Raw genomic sequence first — 15,353 nt, 5'->3', positions numbered from 1 at the left:
TCGCGCCACCTTGCAGGCGCGCATTCAGGTCAGCAGTTCTTCCAGCACCAGCGCCATGACGCCCGCGCTGTCCACCATGTCGTCGATCCCGACCCATTCGTCCGGCTGGTGCGCCAGGTCGAGGATACCCGGGCCATAGGCGATGCAGTTCTTGAGCCGCCCGATCCGGTCGATGTGCTTCTGGTCATAGGTGCCCGGGCTGACCACGTAATCGGGCCGCTTCCCCAGAACCTTCTCGATCGCCGCCGCGGTCGAGCGCACGACAGGCGCATCCTCATCGGTCATGGACGGGATCACTTCGAACAGCTCGCGCACCTCGTAGTCGAAGCCGGGACGGTCGGCCTTGACCTTCTCCAGCAGCGAACGGACCTCGGCTTTCACGTCGTCGATGTCCTCTTCGATCAGGAATCGGCGGTCGATGACGATGCGGCAGCGGTCGGCCACGCAGGGTGCGGGTAGGCCAGTATAGCCGTCTTCCGGCTCGCGTTCGCCGCCGTGGATCGAGTTGATGTTCAACGTCGATTGCCGGGCGCCCTCGGGCACGACCGGCATCGCCGTGTGCTTGGAGGCGAGGAGCGGATAAAGCGTCGCCTCGATCTCTTCCAGCACCGCGCCCATGTGCCGGATCGCGCTGTCGCCCAGAAACGGCATCGACCCGTGGGCGATGCGCCCGTGGGTCTCGATCTCGGCCCACCAGACGCCACGATGGCCCAGACAGATACGATCCTTGTTCAAAGGCTCGGGGATGATGACATGCTGCACGCGTTCGGGGTCGAAGTATCCGCGTTCGGCAAGGTAGGCCACGCCGCCGTAACCGCCCGTTTCCTCGTCCGCCGTCGCGGAAATTTCGACCGCGCCCGCGAAATCAGGATTGGCCGCAATGAACGCTTCAGCGGCGATCACGCTGGCGGCCAACCCGCCCTTCATATCGCAGGCGCCGCGCCCATAGACGCGCCCGTCCTTCACCACGCCGTCGAAGGGCGGCACGGTCCAGCCATGCCCGACCTCGACCACGTCGTGATGCGAGTTGAAGTGGACGCAGTCGCCGGGCCGCGCGCCTTCGTAGCGGGCCACCATGTTCCAGCGGGGCCATGTGTCGCTGTCGCCCGGCGTTCCCTCGGCCCGGATCAGTTCGACCTGCCAGCCTGCGCCGCGCAACCGCCCGCCCAGCATCTCGCAGATTTTCAGGTAATCACGCCCCGGCGGGTTCAACGTGGGGATACGGATCAGATCCTGACACAGGGCGACGAGCGCCTCGCGGCGGGCTTCGACTTCACGGATGACGGGCGATTGGGTCTCGGTCATGGCGCAAAGCTAGGCGGGCCGGCGGCGGGGGGCAATCGCAAACGGCCCTGCCGCTAATTTTGCCCACGCCCCCGATTTGCGGGGTGACGCCCTCTTCACATTCGCGGTAGGCTCACCATATCAGATAATGTTACGCCCATTAACTTTGAGGATGTCATGGCCGGAAATCTCGATGCGCAGATCAAGGAAAGCCAGGCCCAGGTGCAGGAGGCGCAATCGAAGATCGCCGAGCTGACCAGCCGGATCGAAACCGCCCGCGACAAGTTGAACACGGGCGCGGACATCTCCATCGACATCGAAAACGCGACGCTGGATGACGTGCATGCCCATACGCAGGTGATGAACGCGAATATCGCCGAGCTCATCATGGGGCTGGACGACGTGACCGCCGGGTTCTCGAAGGACTTCGACGAGATGCGGTCCAAGACCGGCTGGGAAACCTTCGTCGGCGTGTTCTCGAAACACCGCTCGGAAAGCCTGCGTCAGGAACGGATGCGCACAGCGTCCATCGACGACAAGCTTCAAGACCTCATCTCGAAATCCGACGTGATCGTGCAGCTTCTGCAAAGCCAGCTCGACATGCTGAACGAACAGAAGACGCGCGTCGAAGTGAACCTGACCGAAACGCTGGACGAGCGGGAAATGGTGGTGGGCGAGCTCGAAACGCTCAAGGCCGACATTCAGGCGCTGGACCCGAAGATCATCGAGCTCGAGCAGAAGATTTCGATGGAGCAGGACGCCGCCGCGCGGACCAAGCTGGAAAGCGAACTGGCCGACCTGAACGCGAAATACAACGAGATGGTGCAGCAGGAGCAGGTGAAACTGGCCCGCTCGCAGACGCTCGAACGCTACATCGAGAAGGGCAAGACCTGGGTCGACTCCCTGCAAAATCAGGCCGCGACGCAGATGGTGCTCATCAACAAGCTGCAAACGGACACCAAGCAGCGTGTCGTGCTCTACGATGCCCTGTCGAAGTCGCTGAAGACCGCCCAGCAACAGGACGTGGCCCACCGGATCAACGAGATCGGGGTAAAGACAGATCAGGAAGCGCAGGCCGCCATGGCCTCGATCGGGACGGCGACGAACCAGAAGATGGCCGACATGATGGAAGCGCATGAAGAGCACATGGTGTTCGCGCGTGACGTGCTGGAAGCCAAGGCCAAGGCGGACGAACGCTTCGCCCGCCGGTTCGCCGAGATCGTCGAGAAACACGACAAGAACCTTTACGGGGCCTGATATGGTCGTGCGGGTCGTCAAATGGGCCGTGGTCGTGGCGCTGGTGCTGGGCATCAGCACCGGGCTGGCGGTTCTGACCAAGGATGCTGCGCCGCTGGAAACCCTTGGCGGCAAGATCGTCATGGGTCTCATCGTCGGCGGACTGACGGTCGGGCTGATGCGCCTGTTCGGACTTGGCCGCTGGGAAAAGGCCAAGGGCGATCATGCCTGAGACAGACGCCCTGACCCACGACCACACGGACCTCGAGGATACGAGTGTCACCCGCCGCTATTTCTCGAAATGGCAATCCATCACGACGCATCTTGGCCGGGTCGCCGCACAGATGGAGGCCGAGGGCAGCCTGAGCCGCGACGAGGTTTCGGTCATTGCCCGCTACATCGTGAACCTCAGCTTCACCTTCCGGGCGCTTGCGAACAAATATCATATGTCGGGCCGGGTGCAGGGCATGGCGCCCGGCAAGCTGACCTTCGACCGCGAGGAAAGCGGCTTCCCGATCCATGCCGAACTGCTTCAGATGTCGGCGGATGCGGCGCAGGCGATGAAGCACCTGAAGAACATGCCGTCCACGGCAAAGCTCAAGGACGAGATGATCGAAGAGATCGTCGGGCGCCAGACGATTCCGACCAAGCTGCAATTCGCGATGAGCCAGCGGCTTTACTATGAGGAACTGGCCAAGGGTGACCTGTTCTGGCCGCAGATGGACCCGGATTCGCTTTGGATGGGGAACCTGTCGGATGGGCGCGAGCCGCGCAGGCGCTACCTTTTGCACTGGGCGGTCTACGACAGCGGACTGAACCTTCCCACCATCTATCTCATGGAATGCGAGGACACGGGGCGGACCGCCCTGCCAAAGGACGAGACCCGCTGGCCGCAGGCCCAGCAACACCTCATGGCGCAATCCGTCGGCGGCCTGAAGCTCGTGACGATCGCGAGCGGGTTCGACCGCGATTTCGACGACCTGCACCCCAAGCGCCTGCGCCGCATCCACATCGGCCCGATGTATTCCCACGCCTACACGCGCCAGACCGGCCCGCTGCGTCAGGTGCTGGAAGAGGCGCGTGCGCCGGAGGGCGAGGATTGGGCACTGGCCTGGACCGTCGAGGAGCTCGAGAGCGAGCGGGTGGAGCGCGAGAAATCCGGCTGGTTCGGCAGCGTCGAGCGGCAGATCTTCGCGCTCGACCCCTTTTCCGGGCGCGGTGCCGACACCGGCGCCACCCGCATGACCCGTGCGGTGATCCTGCCGCAACGCCCGTTTCAGGTGCTGGCCGAAAAGAACCCGCCGGGGTTTCGGGACGTGCGCAAATTCGTCGTAAGCCCGGGAGGGCAGGTTTTGAGTTATTCTTGATCGGTTTCGGACCGGGCTGCGCCCTGTCCGACCCGCCGGGGGGCGCTGCCCCCCGGACCCCCCGAGGTTTTTTGAAACGAAGAAGAGGATAAGGAATGTCGCTGCCCGCTGACCAGATGGAGCTCTCGGAGGAGGAGATCCGCGCGCATTACGAGGCGGCGGCGGCGATGCTCGAGGGTTTCGAACATGCCCCAAGGATCGGCAAGGCGCGGGCCGAGGCGCCGGTGGAACGTTCGCCGGGCGTGACGCGCACGCGGCGGTTCCGCTCGACCACGCCGGGGCTGGTGACACGCTCGACCGCGAAGCCCGACGGGGTTCATCTGGCCCAACGCGTCGAGGCTGTGGGTGGAGATGACCCTCTGGTGTCTCCGGTCGAGGCGTCGGTGCTGTTTTCGCTGCGCCGCGCTCTGGCGATCGCACTGGCCGTCGGGGAAGGCTACGCGCAGCAGACGGGGCTGGCCGAGTTGAAGAAGGCGAACCTTGGCGGCGCCCTTCCGCGCGAACGGTCGGCGGAGTTTTCGGAACTGCTCGCCGCCGAGGCGCTGGCCGTGCTGGGCGTGTTCGCGAACGCCACCGCGTATCTCATGGCCGGGCAGGCCGGTGAGGTGTCGGTCGAGGTTGGCGCTGTCGAAGAGGTCCTGACGGACAACGCGCTTCTCGCCCTGCACGGCGCGCTTTGGGAACTGGATCAAGAGATCGCGACCCACGCCGCAGACGAGCCGCGCCTTGTGGCCACCGTCATCGCCTTTGCCGAGGCATTGATGGAAAAGGTGTCCCTGCGCGCCCAGACCGCGCCGCGGCTGGAGCCGTTCAAGGGTGCCAACTACCGGATCGAGGCGGACGATTTCACGATTTCGGGCTTCGCGGCCAGCCGCAAGGCGCGCGGGACGACCCTGACCATGCAATTCAAGAAGCCGCATCAGGTGGTCGGCAACCACATCGCCAAGTATCAGGCGATGAAGCTGTCGAAGATGCTCATGGCCTATGACTTCGACCGCAAGCTGAACCCCTTCGCCGATCTCGGCGGGTTCATATTCACCTTCATGGGGGACGGCGCGCCGGGGACCGGGAAGACAACGCTCATCCAGATGATGGCCGGGCTCATCCACGGGTATTGCGAGGTGGCGGGGTATCCGTTCCGCTATCAAAACCTGTCCACCGAAAGCATCGACAGCTATCAGGGCAAGTCGGCGCAGAACGCCAAGGCCTTCATCAACAACGTGATCGACCCGAACGTGATCGGCTTCGGCACCATCGACGACATCGACCAGTTGGCGGGCAAGCGCGGGGATCGGCAGTCGAGTGCGGGGCAGTTGGAGATCACCGCGGTGCTGATGGAGAGCTTCGCGGGCGCCAACACGGTCGTGCGCGGCAACTGCACCTTCGGGATGTTCTCGAACTACCCGGAGAATGTGGACGACGCGCTGCGCCAGCGGGCGGGCGCCCGGTTCCTCGTCGATGGGCCGCAGACGCGGGAGGATTACATCGACATCCTCGCGCTGCTCATGGGCAAGAACCATGACATTCCGCTGGGCAGCCATGACCTCTATGCCGCGCAGGAGATCAAGAAAGCGGTCGCGGCGAGTTTCGAGAGCCATTCGAAACCGCATGAGGACGGGCTGCTTCGGGTCTATGAACGGGTCGCCAAGGACATCGGCAAACTCGACACGATCGCCAAGCTGGGCACCTATCTGAAGGGGATTCAGGAGGCCGATCATCGTTTCACGGGTCGCGCGATCAAGAACATCACCGATGCCGTCAAAGTCCGCGCGATGGACTTCGAACTGCCCGACGAGTGGATGGAGGAGCCGGACCTGTTCCTGTTCAAATCCTACGACGAGAAGAAGGGGATGATCGAGGAACTGCGCCAGCCGATCACCATCGAGATGGTCATTCAAGAGATCAACCGCTACGCCGACAGCGAATTCCGCTATGCCGACAAGTCGGACGAGGTCGCCATCGAGAAGATGGTGCGCGAGTTCGGGCTGACCGAAGAGGCCAAGCGGCGGTATGTGGAGGCGAAGTCGCGATGATGATGGATTGCGGATATGCCGTCGGCCTGACGCTGGTGCTGGCCATCGCGGTCGCGGTGGCCGCGTGGTTCGTGGGCCGCGCCACGGGCCGGATGCGCGAGGCGAACGCATGGGTGATCCTCGCCATTATCGTGGTGTCGCTGGTCGTCCTGCAACTGGGCGCGCGGCTCGCCGTGATGACGCTCTGGGTCTACGGCTGGGCCGGGGTCGACCCGCTGGGCGTCTGCGGCGGGCAGCTTCAGGTGGTGACATTCGGCGGAACGCTCGTCGTGATCGCGTCTTATGTGGCGGCATTCTTCTGGAGCTTCCGGCGGACGCGGAAGGGGGCGTGATGGAATTCGTGTTGCAGACCAGAGGTGAGTGCCCGGGCCGCCGGGGTGGGCGTAAAGCGCCCGCCCCGGGGGGGCGGTTCGGGCGCTCACCGGGCCGCGCGCGGCCCGGCGGGGTCAGACGCGAACCGGAGTGCAACAAATGAAACGCCTCATCCAACGCGGCCTGATGTTCGGCAACCTGATCCGGGTGGACTCCCCCGCCCTGATCGAACGCTACAACCGCGCGCTGCACTCCCTCACCGGCAAGCGCACCGCGCTGCGCGAGTTCCACATCGATATTTCGGGGTATTCCTACGAGGTGGGCGAGGAGTTGGGCGATCACCTTTACCTCAACCCCAACGGCGTGAACCGGCTGTTCATCATCCTGACGACCGAGCAGAAGACCGCGCCGCTGCTCAACGCCAAATTCTCGACCTCGCGGGGGATCCTGCGGCAGTTCATCGAGGAGAACGAGGCCAAGCTTTTTGCGCTCACCGCCAATGACGCAGTCGCGGGCGAGCTCGACAATTCGGTGTTCGAGGTGTCCGAAGCGGCGCGGCTCCTCGATATTCGCACGATCACCGTGAACGCCGACACGACCCAGAGCCATGTGAAGAACGCGCGCGATCTGGCGGCCAAGATCGAGCGGTTCCAGAGCGAGGAGGACGCTTGGTTCGACGACGTGCTGATCGCCGAGATGATTACGCTCGCCAAGACCACGGGCGACGTGACGCGCCAGCCCATCGACCTCGCCCGCCCGACCTATACGCAGGACAATTTCTGGACCGCGCATTTCGCCGGGCTTTATGTGTTCCGCGACGTGGCGGAACCGGCCGTGATCTCGGTCGGACCGAAAGAACCGCTGGGCGTTCTGCCGATCGAAACGACGCTCGACTTCGCCGACCGCAATGGGATCGCTGCCTTCCTTGAGGTGAACGAGTTGGTCGAGCCGATCATCAAGGCGCGCGGCGTCGATGGCGCGGCGATCCTCAGGCAGAAGATGGACTTCATCCTCGTCGATGCGGCCACCACGCAAGGGGTGGAGAGCGACGGGATGGACCACCGGGCGCTGCATCGGCTGGCGCAACGGATGGGGTCGTCGCTGCCCGAGGAGTTTCTCAAGCTGAACCAGCTTGTCCGCTGGGCGCTGAATGGCGGCAAATGGCCCCGGATCGCCAGCGATGATGCGAGTTATTTCTACACCCTGCGCGCCCGGCCCGATCATCCGGACCGCGACCTCATCAACATGCTGCTGTCGGAACTGGCCCCACTCGACATCCGGCAGTTGTTCATCTGCCACAAACAGGCGTTCTACACCGCCTATCACGACTGGCCCGACGCCAAGAAGGAATACGTGGCCGAATTCCTGTATCGCGACTACGCCGCCAACAAGGCGGGCGCGCGCGAAGCCCTGTTCGGGGGGGAGGAACCGCCCGCCAAGCCGGTTTCGCCCACGCCGAAAGACGATATAATCGAATTGGTTGGCCCTTGGGGCGCCGTCAGGAGGTAACCGAATGGCTCTTCTCAGACTGATCGTCGTCTTGTTCCTGCTGTGCAGCGTCGTTTACCTGTGCGTGGCGTGGTATTCCCGCTCGGTCCGGCATGAAAAGCTGGAAAAGGAATGGGATGAAGACCATCCCGGCGGCGGCGACAAGATGGCGCGCCAGACCTTCATCACACAAGGCATGATCGACTACAACGACTCGATCCGGCCCAAGCTGCTTTTGCTTATCTACGTGGTGCCCGCGATCTTCGTCGGCGCCGTTCTCTATATCACCAACGCGAATTGAGGCCCCTATGCGCTATGTCCGCAACACGATCGTAACCATTCTGGTCGTCGCCTTCGCGCTGCTGCTCTACTACGTGCTGCCCCGGCACGACGTGGCCCGGATCACCGGGACCGAGATCATCCGCATGGATTTCTCGGCGCTCAACCGTCCGTTCTACGCCCAGACCGACAGCGCCAATACGGATATGCCGACGCGCGACGTGCGGCTCATCAACACGGTCAAGAAACGCACGTGGTTCTTCGGCTTCTTCCAGCGCGACAGCGAGCGGGTGTTCGTTTACCGCAACGAGGATACGGGTTGGATCTGGCCGCCCTATTTCAAGTTCGACTCGTCCGATTTGCAGGCCGAGGCGCTGGCGAACGTATCCTCTCCCGGCAACGAGCAATGGGTGGTCATCACCAAATACGGCTGGCGCAACCGGTTCTTCACGATCTATCCCAACATGATCGCGATCAAGCCGGTCGAAGGGCCGAATGTGACCGTGATCCCGTGGTTCAACATCATCTTCTTCATTCTGCTGGGCGCCGCGATCCTGTTCGTCCGCGCGATGTGGCGACAGTTCCGCGAACGCGCCATCGATCCGCGTATGCAGGACGGGCGGGACGCATGGGACAAGGTCGATGCCTATGCCGACGAACGGCGCGGGCGCGTGACCCGGTGGTGGAAAAGCTGGACGGGAAAGTAACCCGTTCCGGGGCCTTACCGATGGACGTTACGTCAACCATCAGGCGAATGTGCCTTGCCACGTGACGGCGCCTCGCCTTGAATGGGCGAAAAGACCAACGAGAACCAAGAGGGAGATTCCATGAAACACCTGCATCTGACCGCGGCTGCGCTTGCGCTTGTCGCGGGGCCCGCACTCGCCCAACAAGACACCATCAGCATCGGTATGGTGCTGGAGCCGCCCAACCTCGACCCGACCGGCGGCGCTGCGGCCGCCATCGATGAGGTTGTCTATGCCAACGTGTTCGAGGGTCTCACGCGCTTCGGACCCGACGGCTCGGTCCAGCCGGCACTGGCGAAAGACTGGGACGTCAGCGAAGACGGGATGGTCTATACCTTCTACCTCAACGAAGGCGTGACGTTCCACGACGGGTCCGAGATGAACGCCGATGACGTGGTCTTCTCGCTCGACCGCGCACGCGCCGAGGATTCGACCAACGCGCAGAAGGCGCTGTTCGCGGGCATCGAAAGCGTGACCGCCGCAGGGCCGCTGACCGTCGAAGTCACGTTGTCCGAACCCAACGGCAACTTCCCGTTCAACATGGCCTGGGGCGACGCGGTGATCGTGGCACCGGAAACGGTCGAACAACTGGCGACGACCCCGATCGGCACCGGCCCCTTCACCTTTTCGGAATGGGTGCAGGGCGATCACGTGACGCTGGTGCGCAACGAGAATTACTGGGGCGAGCCGGTCGCGCTGTCGACGGCGACCTTCAAGTTCATCTCGGACGGCAACGCCGCCTTCGCCGCGATGATGGCGGGCGACATCGACGCCTTCCCGAACTTCCCGGCGGTCGAGCTTTTGTCGCAGTTCGAAAGCGATCCGCGGTTCGAGGTGGTCGTGGGCTCGACCGAAGGCGAGACCATCCTCGCCATGAACAACAAGCAGCCGCCGCTGGACGACGTGCGCGTGCGCGAGGCGATCAGCCACGCGATCAACCGTCAGGACATCATCGACGGCGCCATGTTCGGCTATGGCACGCCCATCGGCACGCATTTCGCGCCGCACAACCCGGACTATGTCGACCTCACCGAGATGTCGAACTACGACCCGGAAAAGGCCAAGGCGCTGCTGGAAGAAGCGGGTGCCACCGACCTGACCCTGCGCATGATGCTGCCGCCCCCCGGCTATGCCCGCAACGGCGGCGAGATCATCGCGAGCCAACTGCGCGAAGTGGGTATCGAGACCGAGATCACCAACCTCGAATGGGCGCAGTGGCTTGAGCAGGTGTTCGGCGGCAAGGATTTCGACCTGACCATCGTCAGCCATACCGAACCGCAGGACATCAACATCTACGCGCGGCCCGACTACTACTTCCAGTACGACAATGCCGATTTCCAGGCCCTGATCGAAGAGCTTTCGGTCACCTCGGAACCCGGCATGAGGACCGAGCTGAACCAGCAGGCACAACAGGTGATCGCCGAGGACTTCGTCAACGGCTACCTGTTCCAGCTTGCGAAGGTCGGCGTCATCAACGCCAAGATCGAAGGCATGTGGGAAAACGCGCCCACGCAGGCGAACGATCTGACGGGCGTGCGCTGGGTCGAATAAACCCGCGTGATGGATTGGGAAGGGCATCGGGGCAACCCGGTGCCCTTTTCCTTTGTCGATAGAACGGAGGGGGGGTCAGGTGCTCGCTTCGACGTTCGCAAGGAAAGCCGCAAGCCGGGCCGGCTCCAGTGGTTTTGGAAACAACGTGAGGCCGAGCTTGCCACAGGCTGCGATCAGTTCGGGGCTTCGGTTCGCAGAGACGATACAGGCCGGGATCGGGCCAAGGCGCCCCCTGAGCGATGCAATCGCATCGGTGCCGAGCCTGTCGTCGTCAAGCTGGTAATCGGCGATGATCGCGTCCGGGGCGACGCCGACCTCGTCCACCAAGTCATGCGCCTCCGCCTCGCTCCTGGCGGCGAGCACGGACAAGTCCCATTTTTCGAGGATCGTGGTGAGTGCGCGCAGAACATCCGCGTCGTTCTCGATCAGGAGGACGAGTTCCGCGCCGAGGTTTCGTGGCGCGTTCCAGCCCCGCGGCGCCGCCTGTTCGGGATGAAGCGCCGCGCCGTCATGCAGGGGCAGCGTGACCCGGAAACACGTGCCGATGCCCGGTGCCGAGGTGAGCGTCAGGTCATGCCCCAAAAGCCGGCAAGCCCGCTCGACGATGGCGAGGCCAAGCCCCATGCCCTCGGCGGCGCTGGCAGAGGCGTTGAGGCGGCGAAATTCGTCGAAAATCGCCTGCTGCTGATCTTCGGGAATGCCGGGACCGGTATCCCAGACTTCGATCCGCACCCCGCGCGGCACATGCCGTGCACCGACAAGCACCCGGCCCCTGTCCGTGTAACGCAGCGCGTTCGAGACGAGGTTTTGCAGGATGCGCCGAAGATAGGTCGGGTCGCTACGCACCACCGCGCTCGTCGAGACCATCCGCAAATCGAGGCCCTTCTGCCGCGCGACGGGCATGAGTTCCTCGCCCAGCTGCGCAAGCACGGTCCCCACCGAGACCGGCGCTTCGTGCAGCGCGGCCTTGCCGATATCGAGTTTCGAGATGTCGAGAAGGGCGTCGAGAATGTGTTCGACGCTTTCCAAAGCCCGGCTGACCTTAGCCACGACAGGGCTTTCCCCCTCGCCTTCCAGCGACGCCAGATAGAGTTTCGCGGCCGAGAGCGGTTGCAGGAGGTCATGGCTCGCAGCCGCCACGAAACGGGACTTCGACGCATTCGCGCGCTCCGCTTCCGACAGGGCCTCCTTTAGGGCGAGGGTGCGTTCCGCCACCCGCGCTTCGAGCATTTCGTTGGCATCCTTGATCGCACGGACCGCCGCACGTTCTGCCGTCACGTCCGTGAAGCTGATGACGAACCCCTGATCCGGCATTTCCTGCGCCGTCACCGCAAGGATCAGCATGGGGCCGCGCTTGACCTCAAAATTGACCGGCGGGCGGCCACCGGGCATCTGCACCCAGGCCTCGACCGTTTCGATGGTGGTTCCGTCGGTGAACGAGATATCGTCGCGAAACCGGTCGAGCAGCGTGGAAAACCGGATCCCCATCCGCATGAGCGTGGCCGGCATCGACAGGAGTTCCCCGACCCTCTGGTTCCAGCCCACCAGCCGGGCCTGCGCATCGAAGATGCAGACGCCCTGATTGAGCTGTTCGAGCGTCGCCTGAATGACCCGCGCCTGATCGTCGAGCATTCGTTCGCGTTCCTGCCGCTCGAGCCGCATGATGTCGGTCACGTCGGTCTGGATGATGACGGTGCCGCCGTCCGGCGTGCGATGCTCGGACACCTGCACCCATCGATTCCAGATCATCCGCACATTGAAGATGACGTGGTCGTCCTTGTGTCGTTCCAACCTCCCGCGCGCCCAGTCCTCCGGCGCTTCGCTGTCGGCATGTTCGCGGAACCGCGACCGGCTGATGAGTTGCACGTAGTCGTGGAAATCGAGCCCCGGCACGAACGCCGCACGAATGTCGGGCATGTGCAGCCCGAAGCGGCTGTTGCACATGACGAGCTTCTCGTCGGGATCGAACAGCGCGAACCCTTCCTGAATGGTCTCGATGGCATTGGCGAGGTTCGAGCGCGCCTCTTCCGCCTCGCGGTTCGCCTCGGCGAGTTTCGCGTTCGAGGTGTTGAGCAGGTCGAGCGCATGTTCCAGATCGCGGGTGCGCTCCTGCACCTCTTCCTCCAGCATGGCCGCCCGCTGGAACTGGGCATAGGCCGCGCCTTCAGCATCGGTGTTCTGTTCGATCCGGCGCATCAGCGCCTCGCTGATCTTGATGAGCTTTTCGTTCTGCCGCTCGATCGGGTCCTCGGGGTTGAGGATACCGCACATCATGGCCCGTCCTCCTCGGGCGGATAGATCGCCACGCCGGTCAGGGTCTGGTTCACATGCATCGAGTTGAACTGCTCGCCGTAGGTCGAGAACCCGATCACCCGGTTTTCCCGCAGCAGCGACGAGATTTCCCCGGTCATCTGGTTCTCCTGCGCCTCCATCCGGCGAAGCAGGCAGTCGCAGCCGAGGATATTGGCGGGCGGCCCGTCATCGGACAGCGCCCCAAGCTCGCGACGCAGGTGATCCACCATGTTCTCGGCCTCGGCCAGCGTCAGGACAAGACCCTCGTCGATCGCCGAAAAAAAGACGAGATCGCCGTTCTCGGCGACCCGCTGGATGGCGCGCACATGGTGCTGCCCACCGATCCGCACGACGACGGGATGGGCCGCGAAGGTGAAGGTCGTCAGCTGCTCCGGGTCTTTGCCGAGGATGCGGGCATATTCGCGAGCGGCCGGTTCGGCGTTGATCTCATGCACCGTGCGCCGCTCCGGGTCGGCGCCGGTCACAACCATGCGCGTGTCGGACGGGATCAGGTGGTCGGTCTTGAACACGCGCACCGGGCAACGCGTGCGAAACTGCGCCAGTACGGCGGCATTGCGATAGGCCTGACCATCGTAAAGAACGAAGGTCTCTTCGAAATCGGTCCCATCCCCCGCCGAGCCGCCGAACAGCGGCACCGGGCCCAGACCCATCGCCAACCCCGATGTCAGCGCGTCTTCGCGTTTGGACAGCCCGTCGATCAGCACGAAGTTGAATTCAAAACGCCAGTCCGGCTTTTCGGAGTCCAGCTCGCCCCGGCTCTGGATCATGCGGTCGATCAGGTTCTGCGGCGCGATATCGTCGAGATCGGGAATAAGGTGGATCTTCGCGCGAAACAGATCGCGGGGGAAACCGACCGCGACGATCTCACCCTCGGCATAGCCGTCGGGCGAAATCTCACCCGCCGTCGAACACCCGATCACATGCGTGCCCGCGCAACAGGCGCTGATGCGGGCGAGAACCTCGTCGAAATCGGCCATCGACGAGACGAACAGAACGATCAGTTCCATGTCCTCCGGGCGCATCCGGTCCGCAAGCCCGGCGAGGCTGTCGAGGTCGTCGTGGCGCAGATGGACCGTCCGCAGAACGTCTGCGGGATAGCTGCGTGTCAGTGCGGCAGCGTCGAGCTGGCCCACACGGCTCCTCCCTCATTTCCCCCCGGAGGCGAGCCTATGCCGGACGCGCCGCCCCCTGCAAGACGCTCGCAAAGCTCGTCTCCTTGGCGATCAGAACCGCCTGCGTTCGGCTCTGCACGCCAAGTTTTCGCATGATCGCCGTGACATGCGCCTTCACCGTCGTCTCGGCGATGGACAGATCATAAGCGATCTGTTTGTTCAGCTTGCCCTCGCAGATGAGTTGCAGGATGCGTGCCTGCTGATTGGTAAGCGTGGCGATGCGCGTGGCGGCGTCGTCGCCCCGGCGCGGGCCGCTCTCCTCGGTTTTCTGCGGCGTGACGTAACCATCGGGAAGGTATTGGCCGTCGGCCCGGATCGTGTCGATGGCCGCACGAAAGACATCGCGCGGGCTATGCTTCGGAACGAATCCCGACGCGCCGCTTTCGGTCACCGCGGAAATCATCCGGTTGTCCGCCATCGACGACACGACCAGCACGGGAACGCCCGCCGCCTTTCTCAGACGGATCAACCCGTCGAGCCCGTCGACATCGGGCAGATTGAGGTCGAGCACGATCAGATCGACCGATGCGCCACCTTCGACCTCGGCCATCGCGGCCGTCAGGCTCCCCGCCGTGGTGACGCTCCTGATCCCGCCGACCGCCTGCAACGTCATGGCGAGCGCATCGCAGAACAGCGGATGGTCGTCGACGATGAGGGCGGAGGTGATGTCCATAAGGTTTCGGTCCCGTCTGGGGCGCAAGGCGCGCGCTGGTCTGTCCATCTTACCCTAACAAATCGGAAAGGGGTCGAAATATGCGCCAAAGGTCGAATAAGGCGCGCGCGGGCCACTTGAACGAAGGTCGCATAGTCGGACCGCGCCGCGCCGCGTATCACCGGACCCGATGATTGAGGGCGCGCGACGACCGAGCTTGCCGGCAAAGGCCCACAGATGCCTCGCGCGCCCCCTTCGCACCGCAGACACCCCGACCGGTCCAATCCGACGGGCCAGAGGACAGGACAAGACAATGGAACTCACTGATTCCCGTGACATCGCCGCCGACCGCCAGACCGTCTGGAACGCCCTGCTCGACCCGGATGTCCTGAAAGACTGCGTGCCGGGGTGTCAGGAAATGTCGGGCTCGGTCGAGGACGGCTTCGAGGCGGTCGTCGTGCAGAAGGTCGGTCCGGTCAAAGCGACCTTCAAAGGCCAGGTCACGCTATCGGACATGACGCAGCCGGAAGCCCTCACGCTGATGGGCGAGGGCAAGGGCGGTGCCGCCGGGTTCGCCAAGGGCGGTGCCAGGGTCAGGCTGGACGAGATCGAGGGCGGCACGCGGCTGACCTACGAAGTCGAAGCGAAGGTCGGCGGCAAGCTCGCCCAGTTGGGAAGCCGCATCATCGACGGTTTCGCCAAGAAAATGACCGACCAGTTCTTCACGCGGTTTCAGGAGGTGGTCGAAGGACCGGCCGAAGCCGAAACCGAACTCGAGGGCGCGGGCGACACGCCGGACGACAAGAAAGGCTGGCTGAAGCGCCGATTCTCGAAATCCTGATCTTCTTCGTTTCCGGAAACCTCGGGGAGTTTGAGGGGCAGCGCCCCTCATTCCGCCTTCGAGTCCGGGAACCGGACCC

Annotated in this window: 14 protein-coding genes; 10 read left to right on the top strand and 4 right to left on the bottom strand. The window is 63.8% G+C overall.

Features of this window, described 5'->3' with window-relative positions; all coding sequences use genetic code 11:
• Positions 1-24: 24 nt before the first annotated feature.
• On the bottom strand, positions 25-1,305 hold the full coding sequence (locus RB2654_RS16930) for an acetylornithine deacetylase/succinyl-diaminopimelate desuccinylase family protein (RefSeq protein WP_008334111.1): 1,281 nt from the start codon (positions 1,303-1,305) through the stop codon (positions 25-27).
• Between the two features lie 156 nt (positions 1,306-1,461).
• Here RB2654_RS16930 and RB2654_RS16925 point away from each other — a divergent pair, with 156 nt between their 5' ends.
• From RB2654_RS16925 to RB2654_RS16885, 9 genes are all read left to right on the top strand, one after another.
• Positions 1,462-2,541 carry a coiled-coil domain-containing protein gene (locus RB2654_RS16925; protein ID WP_008334110.1) on the top strand — a complete coding sequence of 360 codons (1,080 nt, stop codon included), beginning with the start codon at positions 1,462-1,464 and terminating at the stop codon, positions 2,539-2,541.
• Position 2,542: 1 nt separating this feature from the next.
• The gene (locus tag RB2654_RS16920) at positions 2,543-2,752 is read left to right on the top strand and encodes a hypothetical protein (protein WP_008334109.1); all 210 of its coding nucleotides are present in this window, start codon (positions 2,543-2,545) and stop codon (positions 2,750-2,752) included.
• Positions 2,745-3,887, top strand: coding sequence for a hypothetical protein (locus RB2654_RS16915; protein ID WP_008334108.1), 1,143 nt, complete (start codon positions 2,745-2,747; stop codon positions 3,885-3,887). Before RB2654_RS16920 ends, RB2654_RS16915 begins: the two co-directional genes overlap by 8 nt.
• Before the next feature lie 95 nt (positions 3,888-3,982).
• Positions 3,983-5,920, top strand: coding sequence for an ATP-binding protein (locus RB2654_RS16910; protein WP_008334107.1), 1,938 nt, complete (start codon positions 3,983-3,985; stop codon positions 5,918-5,920).
• Positions 5,917-6,252 carry a hypothetical protein gene (locus RB2654_RS16905; RefSeq protein ID WP_008334106.1) on the top strand — a complete coding sequence of 112 codons (336 nt, stop codon included), beginning with the start codon at positions 5,917-5,919 and terminating at the stop codon, positions 6,250-6,252. The genes RB2654_RS16910 and RB2654_RS16905 overlap by 4 nt, the downstream gene beginning before the upstream one ends.
• Before the next feature lie 139 nt (positions 6,253-6,391).
• Positions 6,392-7,741, top strand: coding sequence for a DUF6638 family protein (locus RB2654_RS16900; protein WP_008334105.1), 1,350 nt, complete (start codon positions 6,392-6,394; stop codon positions 7,739-7,741).
• A 4-nt stretch (positions 7,742-7,745) separates the two neighbouring features.
• The gene (locus RB2654_RS16895; protein ID WP_008334104.1) at positions 7,746-8,021 is read left to right on the top strand and encodes a hypothetical protein; all 276 of its coding nucleotides are present in this window, start codon (positions 7,746-7,748) and stop codon (positions 8,019-8,021) included.
• 7 nt (positions 8,022-8,028) lie between these two features.
• Positions 8,029-8,706: a DUF1523 family protein gene (locus tag RB2654_RS16890; RefSeq protein ID WP_008334103.1), complete on the top strand. Its 678-nt coding sequence runs from the start codon at positions 8,029-8,031 to the stop codon at positions 8,704-8,706.
• A 120-nt stretch (positions 8,707-8,826) separates the two neighbouring features.
• Positions 8,827-10,296 carry an ABC transporter substrate-binding protein gene (locus RB2654_RS16885; protein WP_040885792.1) on the top strand — a complete coding sequence of 490 codons (1,470 nt, stop codon included), beginning with the start codon at positions 8,827-8,829 and terminating at the stop codon, positions 10,294-10,296.
• A 75-nt stretch (positions 10,297-10,371) separates the two neighbouring features.
• Here the strand turns inward: RB2654_RS16885 and RB2654_RS16880 are convergent, their stop codons facing one another.
• Genes RB2654_RS16880 through RB2654_RS16870 form a run of 3 tightly spaced genes read right to left on the bottom strand, consistent with a single transcriptional unit; the run spans position 10,372 to position 14,454 of the window.
• Entirely contained in the window at positions 10,372-12,570 is a 2,199-nt protein-coding gene (locus tag RB2654_RS16880) for a hybrid sensor histidine kinase/response regulator (protein WP_040885158.1), read from the bottom strand.
• Entirely contained in the window at positions 12,567-13,742 is a 1,176-nt protein-coding gene (locus tag RB2654_RS16875) for an FIST N-terminal domain-containing protein (RefSeq protein WP_008334098.1), read from the bottom strand. The genes RB2654_RS16880 and RB2654_RS16875 overlap by 4 nt, the downstream gene beginning before the upstream one ends.
• 34 nt (positions 13,743-13,776) lie before the next feature.
• On the bottom strand, positions 13,777-14,454 hold the full coding sequence (locus RB2654_RS16870) for a response regulator transcription factor (RefSeq protein ID WP_008334096.1): 678 nt from the start codon (positions 14,452-14,454) through the stop codon (positions 13,777-13,779).
• Between the two features lie 292 nt (positions 14,455-14,746).
• Here RB2654_RS16870 and RB2654_RS16865 point away from each other — a divergent pair, with 292 nt between their 5' ends.
• Positions 14,747-15,274, top strand: coding sequence for an SRPBCC family protein (locus RB2654_RS16865; RefSeq protein WP_008334095.1), 528 nt, complete (start codon positions 14,747-14,749; stop codon positions 15,272-15,274).
• The last annotated feature ends 79 nt before the right edge of the window (positions 15,275-15,353 follow it).

Origin of the sequence: Maritimibacter alkaliphilus HTCC2654 (assembly GCF_000152805.1) — a bacterium.
GTDB classification, from domain to species: domain Bacteria; phylum Pseudomonadota; class Alphaproteobacteria; order Rhodobacterales; family Rhodobacteraceae; genus Maritimibacter; species Maritimibacter alkaliphilus.
The sequence above is the reverse complement of the archived record's forward strand: the minus strand, read 5'-3'. Positions and strand labels throughout refer to the sequence as shown.